Origin of the sequence: Paenibacillus sp. GD4 (genome assembly GCF_030846225.1) — a bacterium.
Lineage (GTDB): Bacteria > Bacillota > Bacilli > Paenibacillales > NBRC-103111 > Paenibacillus_G > Paenibacillus_G silviterrae.
This window is the reverse complement of sequence record NZ_JAVCYK010000002.1, coordinates 958,726-971,882: the sequence shown is the minus strand read 5'-3', so window position 1 is coordinate 971,882 and position 13,157 is coordinate 958,726. Positions and strand designations below refer to the sequence as shown.

6 protein-coding genes and 2 rRNA genes are annotated in these 13,157 nt (G+C 52.9%); all 8 read left to right on the top strand.

Annotated features, from left to right (window positions below; translation table 11 throughout):
• Positions 1 to 19 precede the first annotated feature (19 nt).
• The gene (locus RAC89_RS27190; protein ID WP_306616853.1) at positions 20 to 2,572 is read left to right on the top strand and encodes a hypothetical protein; all 2,553 of its coding nucleotides are present in this window, start codon (positions 20 to 22) and stop codon (positions 2,570 to 2,572) included.
• Positions 2,569 to 3,657 carry a beta-galactosidase BglB gene (gene bglB / locus RAC89_RS27185; RefSeq protein WP_306616852.1) on the top strand — a complete coding sequence of 363 codons (1,089 nt, stop codon included), beginning with the start codon at positions 2,569 to 2,571 and terminating at the stop codon, positions 3,655 to 3,657. The genes RAC89_RS27190 and bglB overlap by 4 nt, the downstream gene beginning before the upstream one ends.
• A gap of 115 nt (positions 3,658 to 3,772) precedes the next feature.
• Positions 3,773 to 4,558 carry an amino acid ABC transporter substrate-binding protein gene (locus RAC89_RS27180; protein WP_306616851.1) on the top strand — a complete coding sequence of 262 codons (786 nt, stop codon included), beginning with the start codon at positions 3,773 to 3,775 and terminating at the stop codon, positions 4,556 to 4,558.
• Positions 4,559 to 5,218 (top strand): amino acid ABC transporter permease, encoded by a 660-nt coding sequence (locus RAC89_RS27175; RefSeq protein WP_306616850.1) that lies wholly within the window; start codon positions 4,559 to 4,561, stop codon positions 5,216 to 5,218.
• A 14-nt stretch (positions 5,219 to 5,232) separates the two neighbouring features.
• Positions 5,233 to 5,976, top strand: a complete 744-nt coding sequence (locus RAC89_RS27170; protein WP_306616849.1) for an amino acid ABC transporter ATP-binding protein — start codon at positions 5,233 to 5,235, stop codon at positions 5,974 to 5,976.
• Between the two features lie 124 nt (positions 5,977 to 6,100).
• Entirely contained in the window at positions 6,101 to 7,555 is a 1,455-nt protein-coding gene (locus RAC89_RS27165) for a carboxylesterase/lipase family protein (RefSeq protein WP_306616848.1), read from the top strand.
• Positions 7,556 to 7,994: 439 nt separating this feature from the next.
• Positions 7,995 to 9,542: ribosomal RNA gene (locus tag RAC89_RS27160) — 16S ribosomal RNA — on the top strand.
• Between the two features lie 639 nt (positions 9,543 to 10,181).
• A 23S ribosomal RNA gene (locus tag RAC89_RS27155) occupies positions 10,182 to 13,132 on the top strand.
• The 16S and 23S rRNA genes sit together here, the layout of an rRNA operon.
• Positions 13,133 to 13,157 lie beyond the last annotated feature (25 nt).

The window sequence follows — 13,157 nt, the reverse complement described above, 5'->3', positions numbered from 1 at the left end:
CACCAGACATGAAGGGAACATGATGAAAATGAAGATGACAACAGGCAGCAGCTATAAAGCGTATTCCCCACTTAAGCTTCAGAATCAGGTCATTAACCGGTGGCTTGTCAGCGGCATACTCACCCAAACCGTCCGATTCGAGCCGATGACGATGGAAGGGGATATCAACGATTGGCTGATCAAAGGCTTTTCCATTCATGAAAACCCTTGCCGTAAAGAATTCGTAGAGGCGAGACGGGTTACCAAGCCGGAGCTTCCGTTATCCGGTCCTCCTTCCCTTGGAGACGTCGTGGCACGTTGGGATTCGGAAACGAAATGGGATATGTATTTCCCATGGGGGAACTCACGAGTGGAGGAATCCGGGTTTTACTATGTGCCTACGCACATGCTGAGATATGCTTACACGGTCATTGTTAGTCCGGCGGCTCATAAAGCGGTGTTCACCTTGAAAACGTGCGGTGGAGTGGCACTGTGGGTGAATGGTCGTCCGGTATGTGACTTCACGCCTTTCACAAGAAACATCGAGCAGAAAACGCAGGTGGAGATCGAGCTTCAAGCGGGGGAAAACGAGTTCTTTATCTGTCATGAGGATTTGGCGGAGCGCGATACCCTTTATCATTATACGCTCGAATATATGGGCGCTGAATTACTGGAAATCCGACTGCCACTTACGGAATCGGAAGAGGTTGAAGCGTTATCGGGCGTCGAGGCTGCATTGGAGCTGGCGTATTTTCCACAGGACAGCGTGCAGGATGATGAGATCCGTATTGTGTTCGAGCAGCCGTTCAGCAGCGAGATCACGTTTGGTGTGAGCTACAGCAGTTTTTTTAGCGGCAGGTACAGCATGGAGCGGAAGCTAGAAGCCGGACGGCAGGAGCTGCTCCTGGGGCATACATCCGATTACAGCATAGATTATAAATATTTTGAGCTCAGTACCCGCATCGGGAATATAAACGTACGTAAGCTGTTCGGCATCGAGCTGCACAACAGCAGGTTTCAGCCGCAAGACAGCTTAGCTATGACCGTGGAGCAGCGGAAGCAAGTCGCGCTGGAATGCGTAGCTGCGCTCGGTATCCCTAATATTCATACGGCTATTGCGAAGCTAAAAACCGGAGGAGCTCCCGAGCAGTCCCGGGAGATGATTCTGAACGGACTGACCGGCATTCAGGAAAGACGTGATTGCGCCGACTTTTATTTGATCGCCTTATTCCGCTTTTGGCGAGATTACCGGGATAGCGGGCTGTTCGAAGAGGATTTCTGGGGGCAGGTCAAGCAAACGATGCTTGGCTTCCGTTATTGGATCGACGAACCGGGTGACGATGTGATGTGGTTCTTCAGCGAGAATCATGCGCTGCTCTTCCATAGCTGTCAGCTCCTTGCAGGCCAGCTGTTCCCTGATGACAAGTTTACCAACAGCGGAGAAACCGGGGCGCAGAGACGGGCGAAGGCGGAGCAGCAGCTGATCGGCTGGTTCGAGCGTTTCATGGAGGAAGGCTTGGCGGAATGGAATTCCAGCGCCTACATCCCTATTGATTTCCTTGGTCTGATCCAGCTGTATGACTTGGCGGAGCTGCCGATTCTGAGGGAGCAGGCCAAGAAAGCGATGGATCTTCTGTACGTTTATATGACGGCAGAGGCCCATCAAGGGTATTTGACCTCGACGTTCGGTCGAAGCTACGAGAAAGAGCTGATCGGTAACCACGCAGCAGGGACGACCTCTCTGATTTGGGTCGGATACGGCATGGGCAATGTGAACAGTACGTCCTTTAACGTGTCGTTCTATTTATCAGACTATACTCCGCCTCAGGACCTGGGTGAGCTGACGAAGCTGGGTGCGGAGGAGGAGCTGGAGTTTGAGCTGGAGCAAGGCAAAGACGGATATGCGAAGCTTATCCATTACCGGACGAATTCCTTTGTCATGTCAAGCATCTCCGATTTCCGTGCCGGTTTAAAGGGATATCAGGAGCATGTGCTTCATCTTGCATTTTCTCCCGTGGCCCAGGTCTGGGTAAATCATCCGGGGGAAATTTATTCCCACGGCTCGGGCCGGCCGTGCTTCTGGGCAGGGAACGGCTGCTTGCCGAAGGTAGGACAGCATAAAGGGCTGGGAATGCTGCTGTTTGATATTGACCCGGACCATGACGCCGATTATACGCATGCTTATTTCCCGACGTATGCGTTTACCCGTGTCGAATCCCGGGGATCGTGGTTTTTCGGCGAAAGGGAAGGGGCGTATGCCGCCGTCTATGCCGCGGGCGGACTGGAGCTTACTGCGTCCGGCATTAACCGCGGGCGAGAGCTTACATCGAAAGGTCGACGAAACGTATGGCTTGTGATCGCTTCCGATGATCGGGAATTCCGTTCCTTCGAGCAGTTCATCGAAAGCGTGGTAAGCATGCCGTGTGAAATATCGACAGAGACATTACAGGTTCGGCTGGAGGATCCAAGATACGGAGATGTGCGCTTTGGCTGGCAGGAACCGCTCACAGTAAACGGAGAGACGGTGCAAATCCGCAGCTGTGCGGGAGAAGGCCGATTGACGCGAAAGGTAAGGGAGGCTGCTGTTCAATGAGCAAAGAGACGGTTCTGAGTGCAATCAAGCGTGTGTCCCATGCGATGAAGTCCATGAAAAACGAAGGCATGGACGAGATTTATCCAATTGGGCTCATCGATATTCATCTGTGGGAATGGCCGCAAGGCGTCGGTCTATATGGAATTTATCAATACTACGAGGAAACCAAAGATGCGGAGACTTTGCAATTTTTGCTGGATTGGTTTGACGCCCGCATTCAGGAAGGCTTGCCCGAGAAAAATATCAATACCTGCTCACCGCTGTTGACGCTCATATCCCTATGCGGGCTGACGGGCAACGAGGAGTATATTCGGGTATGCGACGAGTGGAGCCGTTGGATTATGGACGGCAAGGACGGTTTGATCCGGACCGGCGACCAGGCCTTCCAGCACATGATTACCGGTGACCCGAATGACGGTCAAATTTTGATCGACACGTTATTCATGACCGTTCTCTTCTTGACGAAGGCGGGCGTTTATTTTCAGCGTCCGGACTATGTCGAGGAGGCGAAAAAGCAGTTTTTGATTCATATCAAATATTTGTATGACCGCCATTCCGGGCTGTTCTTTCACGGCTGGGATTTTAACGGAAGACATAACTACGGAGCTGTGCGCTGGGGGCGCGGCAACGGCTGGTATACGTGCGGCATCGTAGATTTCCTGGATATGATCCAATTGGAGGAAGGAATCAAGCAATATTTGCTTGACACGATGCGCAGCCAGGTGCAGGCACTTGCAGCTCTTCAAACGGATAACGGCATGTGGCATACGGTCTTGGACGATCCCTCCTCCTATGAAGAGACATCTTGTACGGCGGCTTTCGGTTACGGCATTATGAAAGCAGTGCGTAAAGGGTATCTGGAGCAAAGTTATTTGCCTGTCGGACAGAAGGCGCTTAAGGCCGTGCTTGACCGCATCGACGAGAACGGAGTGGTACAAGAGGTTTCCTATGGTACACCGGTGGGCAATGACGCTCAATTTTATAAAGACATCCCGATTTCACCGATGACGTATGGTCAAGCCCTTACGCTTTTGATTCTGATGGAGGGCCTGCGCGAGAGTCATCCTGCATCTATCCGTTCATAAAATGTCCAATGTTCAATTATAGACACCTTTTGCCGATCTGTGCTATCATGTAGATCTTGTTACTATGGTAACGTACTAAAGCAAACGACACAGTGCAAAGGTGGTTCAACAACAGATGATGAAACAAAAGGTGGCAATCGGTCTTATTTTGATCTTTTTCCTAGCCTTGGTTACCGCATGCTCCGCGACAAACGGCGGTACCAACGGAGACGGCAAGAAGCTTGTGATCGGAATCGATGACAAGTTCGCGCCTATGGGTTTCCGTGACGAGAAGAATGAGATTGTTGGCTTCGATATCGATTATGCGAAGGCTGCAGCGGAGAAGATGGGCATGCAGGCTCAATTCCAGCCGATTGATTGGAAAACAAAGGAAACGGAATTGAATTCGGGCCGGATCGATCTGATCTGGAACGGCTATACGATCACGGATGAGCGTAAAGGTAAGGTGCTGTTTACCAAGCCTTATTTAAAAAATGCCCAAGTGGTCGTTACTTTGGCTAAATCGAATTTGGTGAAGATGGATGAGTTGTCCGGCAAAACGGTGGGTCTACAATCCCTGTCGTCCGCAGCGGATGCCCTGAATGCCAGCCCGGTGAAGTCCAAGCTGAAGTCGGTGACGGAGTATGCGGATAATGTTCTGGCCTTGAACGATTTGAAAATCGGCCGGGTGGATGCCGTAGTCATTGATGAAATCGTCATTAAGTACTACATGTCCAAAGAGAAAGGCACCTTCAAGCTGCTCAGCGATTCGCTGGCTCCCGAGGAATACGGCATCGGCGTGAAAAAGGGCAACGAAGCGCTGCTTCAAAAGCTGCAGAAGGCGCTGGATGAACTGAATCAGGACGGAACGGCGGCAAAAATTTCGCAAAAATGGTTCGGCGAAGATAAGGTGCTGAAGTAAATGTCAGCCGAGCAACTTCGCAACATGCTGCTGCCGATGCTGGAGGGCGCTCAGATGACAGTATTGCTGTTTCTGATCGCCATCGCCTTGTCCATTCCTCTTGGCTTCCTGCTTACTCTGGCAGCCAAGAGCAGCCTAAGGCCGATCGCCTGGCTGGCACAGGGCTACATTCACGTGATGCGCGGTACGCCGCTCTTGCTGCAGCTTTTGTTTATCTGCTTCGGGCTTCCGCTTCTGCCTGTGATCGGCAAGTACCTCGTACTGGAGCGTTTCACGGCAGCCTGCCTCGGCTTTATTCTTAATTATGCCGCTTATTTTGCAGAGATTTTCCGTGGCGGCCTGCTGGCGATTGATAAGGGCCAGTACGAGGCGGCTCAAGTGCTTGGTCTCAGCAGATCGCAGACTCTGCGGCGCATTATTGTGCCGCAAATGTTCCGTGTGGCGCTGCCGGCTGTAGCGAACGAATCCATCACGCTGGTGAAGGATACGGCCCTGCTGTATGCGGTAGCTGTACCAGAGCTGCTGCATTACGCGCAAACTGTCGTGAATCGAGACTTTACGATCGTGCCCTTCTTCGTTGCCGGTATCATTTATCTGATCATGACTCTGGCGCTTACCGGCTTGTTCAAGTGGCTGGAGATCAGGTTCAAATTTGACTAAAAGGAATGTCGTGAGTGGCTATCATCGAGGTATCGAACGTATCCAAATCGTACGGCACGCTAGAGGTGCTGAAGCAGATCACGTTTGAAGTGAATAAGAACGACGTTGTTGCGGTCATCGGTCCTTCGGGTTCCGGTAAGAGCACGATGCTGCGCAGCTTGATTCATCTGGAGGAGGTCAACGGGGGAAGCATCCGGATAGCGGGAGCAGGCCTTGTTAACGACGGAGTCTATGCCAAGCCAAAGGAGATCAAGCAGATGACGGCTCGGATGGGGATGGTATTTCAGCATTTTCATTTGTTCCCGCACCTGACCGTCCGGGAGAATCTGGAGCTGGCACCGAAGCTGGTGAAGGGCGAATCGTCGGAAGCTGTCAGACTTAGGAGCTTGGAGCTGCTGGAGAAGGTGGGCCTTTCCAATCGGGCGGACGCTTCCCCTGCGAAGCTGTCGGGCGGCCAGAAGCAGCGGGTGGCGATTGCCCGTGCGCTGATGATGAATCCGGATATTTTGCTGTTCGATGAACCGACGTCGGCCTTGGACCCCGAGCTTACGGGCGAAGTGCTGCAGGTCATGAAGCGGCTGGCCGAGGAGCACATGACGATGCTTGTGGTTACGCATGAGATGGGATTTGCCCGGGAGGTGGCGAACCGTGTTATGTTCATGGACAACGGCCGGATCGTCGAAACGGGTACGCCGGAGCAGGTGTTCGGGCAGCCGCAGCACGAACGAACCCGGGCTTTTTTACAACGCAGCTATTAATAGTGGGAGCCTCAGGCAATCTGGGGCTCTTTAGCGTTCCATTGAAACGTTTGCAGGGTATTACACATCCATAAATAGGTAAACCTATGAGAGATGAAGGTTCGCCTAGAGAGGATGCTCGCAGATGAATGAAACCTTAGTGGAAACGCGGTACGGCAGGCTTCAAGGAACCGTCGAAAACAGTGTGAGAATATGGAGAGGGATTCCTTACGCCAAGCCTCCCTTGGGGGACATGCGCTTTCGCCCTCCGGCAGCTGCGGAGGCTTGGGAAGGAATAAAGCAAGCGACGACCTTCGGCCCCATCTGTCCGCAGCCGGGCGGCGGTGCGATTCTTGGGATGATCGACATTCCCCGGAAGCAGTCAGAGGATTGCTTGTACCTTAATATATGGGCGCCTGCTGGTCCCAAGCCGGGAGGCTGCCCGGTGCTCGTGTGGATTCACGGAGGAGCCTTTGTGACGGGACACGGAAGTGTACCCATCTATGACGGCACCCAGTTCGCGCGAAGCGGAGATGTCATGGTAGTAACCTTCAATTATCGGCTCGGTCCGTTTGGCTTTCTCCATCTAGCTCCACTCGACCGAAGCCTCGGGTCAAACCTTGGCCTACAGGACCAGGTTGCTGCACTGCAGTGGGTGCGCGATAATATAGCCGCCTTCGGAGGGGATCCGGATCGGGTAACCGTTTTTGGGGAGTCCGCCGGAAGCATGAGTATCGCTGCTCTGCTGACAATGCCTGCGGCGAAGGGACTGTTTCAGCAAGCCATCATGGAAAGCGGTGCCTCGCAAGTGATGTCTGATGGACAGGCCTCAGAAGTAACACGCCGATTCCTTCAGGAGCTTGGCGCCGAACAGGACGCCGTCAACCGACTGCTAGGCGCTTCGACGAGTGAGATCATGGAAGCCGCCGGCAAGCTGCGGGAGGGGCTCGGCTCGATTCTTACATTCCAGCCGGTTGTGGAGGAGGCTACCTTGCCACAGGAGCCCATTCGTGCGATCGAAGCCGGGGCAGCCGCCGGAATACCGGTGCTGAACGGCACCAACCGCGACGAGGGAGTCCTGTTCGTTCGCCCGGATGCCCCGGTCAGCGAGGAAGCGGTCAATCAGGCGCTTCAAGCTATGGTAGGGCCGGAGGCAGCCAAGCTGCTTTTGCAGCACTACCCGGCTACCGCGGAGGCTCAGGCTCAGATGATAACGGACTTGGTTTTCTGGCGCTCCTCGGTGCAGCTTGCCACAGCTCAGACGCGGTATGCACCTGTATGGATGTATCGCTTCGATTGGACACTCCCGTCGCATCCCTTGCTGGGCAAAGCGATTCATGCCGCCGAGATTGCATTCGTCTTCAACAATATTTTTATGTTTTCCTATATGAATCTTCCTGTTGATTCCGAAACAATCCGTTTGGCGCAGCTGATGCAGGATGCGTGGGTATCCTTTGCCGTGCATGGTACACCGGAGAGAGCCGAGCTTCCTTGGCCGCGATATGAGCCGGAACGCCGAGCTACTATGGTCTTCGACCGAAGCTGCAGGGTGCTTGATGATCCGGATACCGTTAAGCGCGAGGTTTTATCATCGATCTGAGGTTAGGGACCCCTGTTCTGGAGGATCAGCATCGGGGGTCCTAAAAATGGAAAACCAACACTCTTGCACGCGGTAATAAAAACATGCTATATTACTTATCCCGTTGTTGCGTTGTTGCGATACCGAGGGAGCCGCAAGATGGAAGAGGAAAGCTCTTAGATGGAAAAATTTAATCTTTGCATCATGTAACAAATCATGATATATTACTCTTCCACTGTTGCGATAGCGACATGGCTGCAAGTAACAGTAAGAGATTACCACTTGCAATTAAGTGATTAACATGATAAAGTGTTTTCTTGTCTGCTTCTTGAGCAGGCGGGTAATACTAACAACATTGTCCTTTGAAAACTGAACAACGAGTGATTGTGCAGAATCTCATTTGAGATTCAAAAGTCAGTAACGAATTGAGCAATCAGCTCATCTATATAAAGTTTACCCTTTATTGGAGAGTTTGATCCTGGCTCAGGACGAACGCTGGCGGCGTGCCTAATACATGCAAGTCGAGCGAGGGTCTTCGGACCCTAGCGGCGGACGGGTGAGTAACACGTAGGCAACCTGCCTGTAAGACCGGGATAACTACCGGAAACGGTAGCTAAGACCGGATAGATGGCTTCTTCGCATGGAGGAGCTTGGAAACACGGTTTCGAATTTATTCGAGGGCTGTGGCTTACAGATGGGCCTGCGGCGCATTAGCTAGTTGGTGAGGTAACGGCTCACCAAGGCGACGATGCGTAGCCGACCTGAGAGGGTGATCGGCCACACTGGGACTGAGACACGGCCCAGACTCCTACGGGAGGCAGCAGTAGGGAATCTTCCGCAATGGACGAAAGTCTGACGGAGCAACGCCGCGTGAGTGATGAAGGTTTTCGGATCGTAAAGCTCTGTTGCCAGGGAAGAACGTTCCGGGGAGTAACTGCCCTGGAAATGACGGTACCTGAGAAGAAAGCCCCGGCTAACTACGTGCCAGCAGCCGCGGTAATACGTAGGGGGCAAGCGTTGTCCGGAATTATTGGGCGTAAAGCGCGCGCAGGCGGTCTTTTAAGTTTGGTGTTTAAGCCCAGGGCTCAACCCTGGTTCGCACTGAAAACTGGGAGACTTGAGTGCAGGAGAGGAAAGTGGAATTCCACGTGTAGCGGTGAAATGCGTAGAGATGTGGAGGAACACCAGTGGCGAAGGCGACTTTCTGGACTGTAACTGACGCTGAGGCGCGAAAGCGTGGGGAGCAAACAGGATTAGATACCCTGGTAGTCCACGCCGTAAACGATGAGTGCTAGGTGTTAGGGGTTTCGATACCCTTGGTGCCGAAGTAAACACAGTAAGCACTCCGCCTGGGGAGTACGCTCGCAAGAGTGAAACTCAAAGGAATTGACGGGGACCCGCACAAGCAGTGGAGTATGTGGTTTAATTCGAAGCAACGCGAAGAACCTTACCAGGTCTTGACATCCCTCTGAATGTCCTAGAGATAGGGCAGGCCTTCGGGACAGAGGAGACAGGTGGTGCATGGTTGTCGTCAGCTCGTGTCGTGAGATGTTGGGTTAAGTCCCGCAACGAGCGCAACCCTTGATTTCAGTTGCCAGCATTAAGTTGGGCACTCTGAAGTGACTGCCGGTGACAAACCGGAGGAAGGTGGGGATGACGTCAAATCATCATGCCCCTTATGACCTGGGCTACACACGTACTACAATGGCCGGTACAACGGGCAGCGAAGGAGCGATCCGGAGCGAATCCTTAGAAGCCGGTCTCAGTTCGGATTGCAGGCTGCAACTCGCCTGCATGAAGTCGGAATTGCTAGTAATCGCGGATCAGCATGCCGCGGTGAATACGTTCCCGGGTCTTGTACACACCGCCCGTCACACCACGAGAGTTTACAACACCCGAAGTCGGTGGGGTAACCGCAAGGAGCCAGCCGCCGAAGGTGGGGTAGATGATTGGGGTGAAGTCGTAACAAGGTAGCCGTATCGGAAGGTGCGGCTGGATCACCTCCTTTCTATGGAGTCCATGATGGCTGCAGGCCATCGGACATAATAGCTGACAACTGACATCGTTCCACGATGTAACAGTTGCAGCGAACTCACTCTCCTCGTTGTTCAGTTTTGAAAGGTGCAATGCCTTTCTGTACATAGGATGTTTTGCTTCGCTGAAGGCTGAAGGAATAACGGACTTTTAGGGCGTTATTTTGATGAAACAACAGCGAGAAGCTGGAATAACGGTTTTTCAGACCGCTATTTCGGCGAAAATAAGGCAAAACCGCTCCAAAATCGCGTTACAGCAGAAAATAACGGTTCGAAAGTCCGTTATCTGCCTCTGACCGATTCCAAAACCGCAAATAACGGTCCCAAAGTCCGTTATTATGCGAGCACCTCTGGTAAATCTTGATGCTTGCATCAGAGATTGCGAGTGTGCTAAGATAACCTTCCTGCCGCGGTAATGCGTGCAGCGAAGAACAATCCTTGTTCCTTGAAAACTGGATATCGAAACAAAGCAAAATGTCGAAACATCTATACGATGTGATGATTGAGCGCATGCGAGATCATCAATCTTTTAGCTGCTAGTGAGAATGTCTTGAGTTTGGAGTGACTTTGTGCGTAGCGCAACGGAACGGAGAACCAAGATCATTCGAACGATTGGTTAAGCTAATAAGAGCACACGGAGGATGCCTAGGCACCAGGAGCCGAAGAAGGACGTGGCGAACGACGAAATGCCTCGGGGAGCCGTAAGCAGGCTTTGATCCGGGGATGTCCGAATGGGGGAACCCGCGTGAGGTAATACTCACGTACCACACAGTGAATACATAGCTGTGTAGGAGGCAGACGAGGGGAACTGAAACATCTAAGTACCCTCAGGAAAAGAAAACAAAAGTGATTCCGTCAGTAGCGGCGAGCGAAAGCGGAACAGCCCAAACCAAGGGGCTTGCCCCTTGGGGTTGTAGGACGTCAATGTGAGTGCAGGTTGGTAGGCGAACAGGTCTGGAAAGGCCGGCCAAAGTGGGTAACAGCCCCGTAACCGAAAGCAACCGAGACTCTAGACGGATCCTGAGTACGGCGGGACACGTGAAACCCCGTCGGAATCCGGCAGGACCATCTGCCAAGGCTAAATACTCCCTGGTGACCGATAGTGAAGCAGTACCGTGAGGGAAAGGTGAAAAGAACCGCGGGAGCGGAGTGAAAAAGAACCTGAAACCGTGTGCTTACAAGAAGTCAGAGCTCGTTAATGAGTGATGGCGTGCCTTTTGTAGAATGAACCGGCGAGTTACGTTTACGCGCAAGGTTAAGGTGAGAAGCCGGAGCCGCAGCGAAAGCGAGTCTGAATAGGGCGAAGCCAATGCTTACGAAGTAGCAATACTGCGTATTGCTTGGAAGTACGTAGACGTAGACCCGAAACCGTGTGATCTACCCCTGTCCAGGGTGAAGGTGCGGTAACACGCACTGGAGGCCCGAACCCACGAATGTTGAAAAATTCGGGGATGAGGTGGGGGTAGCGGAGAAATTCCAATCGAACTCGGAGATAGCTGGTTCTCCCCGAAATAGCTTTAGGGCTAGCCTCGGGTGATGAGTCGCGGAGGTAAAGCACTGATTGGGTGCGGGGCCCGCCAAGGGTTACCAAGTCCAGTCAAACTCTGAATGCCGCAGACTTTAACCCGGGAGTCAGACAGTGAGTGCTAAGATCCATTGTCAAGAGGGAAACAGCCCAGATCATCAGCTAAGGTCCCCAAGTGTGTGTTAAGTGGGAAAGGATGTGGAGTTGCAAAGACAACCAGGATGTTGGCTTAGAAGCAGCCACCATTGAAAGAGTGCGTAATAGCTCACTGGTCGAGTGACTCTGCGCCGAAAATGTAACGGGGCTAAACACACCACCGAAGCTATGAGTCCAATGATGGGCAGTAGGGGAGCGTTGTAACAGCAGTGAAGGTTGATCGTGAGGACAGCTGGAGCGGTTACAAGTGAGAATGCCGGTATGAGTAACGAAAAGACAAGTGAGAATCTTGTCCGCCGTAAGCCTAAGGGTTCCTGAGGAAGGTTCGTCCGCTCAGGGTAAGTCGGGACCTAAGGCGAGGCCGAAAGGCGTAGTCGAAGGACAACAGGTTGAAATTCCTGTACCACCGTGAACCGTTATGAGCAATGGGGTGACGCAGAAGGATAGTGACGCGGACTGATGGATGTCCGTCCAAGCAGCGAGGCTGGTTAGTAGGCAAATCCGCTAACCGTAAGGCTGGGCTGTGATGGGGAGCGAAATTATAGTAGCGAAGGTCATGAGTTCAAGCTGCCAAGAAAAGCCTCTAGCCAGGGAGAAGGTGCCCGTACCGCAAACCGACACAGGTAGGCGAGCAGAGCATGCTAAGGCGCTCGGAAGAACTCTCGTTAAGGAACTCGGCAAAATGACCCCGTAACTTCGGGAGAAGGGGTGCCTCGGTAGGGTGAATAGCCCGAGGGGGCCGCAGTGAAAAGGCCCAAGCGACTGTTTAGCAAAAACACAGGTCTGTGCGAAGCCGCAAGGCGAAGTATACGGGCTGACGCCTGCCCGGTGCTGGAAGGTTAAGGGGAGCGGTTAGGGGTTAAACCCGAAGCTGTGAACCGAAGCCCCAGTAAACGGCGGCCGTAACTATAACGGTCCTAAGGTAGCGAAATTCCTTGTCAGGTAAATTCTGACCCGCACGAATGGCGTAACGACTTGGGCGCTGTCTCGACGAGAGATCCGGTGAAATTTTAATACCTGTGAAGATGCAGGTTACCCGCGACAAGACGGAAAGACCCCATGGAGCTTTACTGCAGCTTGATATTGGACTTTGGTACGATCTGTACAGGATAGGTGGGAGCCTAGGAAGCCGGAGCGCCAGCTTCGGTGGAGGCGCCGTTGGGATACCACCCTGATCGTATCGGAGTTCTAACCTGGCACCCTGATCGGGTGCGGGGACAGTGTCAGGTAGGCAGTTTGACTGGGGCGGTCGCCTCCTAAAGAGTAACGGAGGCGCCCCAAGGTTCCCTCAGAATGGTTGGAAATCATTCGAAGAGTGCAAAGGCATAAGGGAGCTTGACTGCGAGACGTACAGGTCGAGCAGGGACGAAAGTCGGGCTTAGTGATCCGGTGGTACCGAATGGAAGGGCCATCGCTCAACGGATAAAAGCTACCCTGGGGATAACAGGCTTATCTCCCCCAAGAGTCCACATCGACGGGGAGGTTTGGCACCTCGATGTCGGCTCATCGCATCCTGGGGCTGAAGTAGGTCCCAAGGGTTGGGCTGTTCGCCCATTAAAGCGGTACGCGAGCTGGGTTCAGAACGTCGTGAGACAGTTCGGTCCCTATCTGTCGCGGGCGTAGGAAATTTGAGAGGAGCTGTCCTTAGTACGAGAGGACCGGGATGGACGTACCGCTGGTGTACCAGTTGTCTCGCCAGAGGCACGGCTGGATAGCCAAGTACGGAAGGGATAAGCGCTGAAAGCATCTAAGCGTGAAGCCCCCCTCAAGATGAGATTTCCCAGTATGTAAGACCCCTTGTAGACGACGAGGTAGATAGGTTCGGGGTGGAAGCGCGGCAACGTGTGGAGCTGACGAATACTAATCGGTCGAGGGCTTATCCTATAAAGCATATGACATTTGCTGAAGT

Bases quoted from the DNA above. Each gene is read 5' to 3' on its own strand.
- RAC89_RS27190 (WP_306616853.1), top strand. From the start codon at position 20: ATGATGAAAATGAAGATGACAACAGGCAGCAGCTATAAAGCGTATTCC.
- bglB (WP_306616852.1), top strand. From the start codon at position 2,569: ATGAGCAAAGAGACGGTTCTGAGTGCAATCAAGCGTGTGTCCCATGCG.
- RAC89_RS27180 (WP_306616851.1), top strand. From the start codon at position 3,773: ATGATGAAACAAAAGGTGGCAATCGGTCTTATTTTGATCTTTTTCCTA.
- RAC89_RS27175 (WP_306616850.1), top strand. From the start codon at position 4,559: ATGTCAGCCGAGCAACTTCGCAACATGCTGCTGCCGATGCTGGAGGGC.
- RAC89_RS27165 (WP_306616848.1), top strand. From the start codon at position 6,101: ATGAATGAAACCTTAGTGGAAACGCGGTACGGCAGGCTTCAAGGAACC.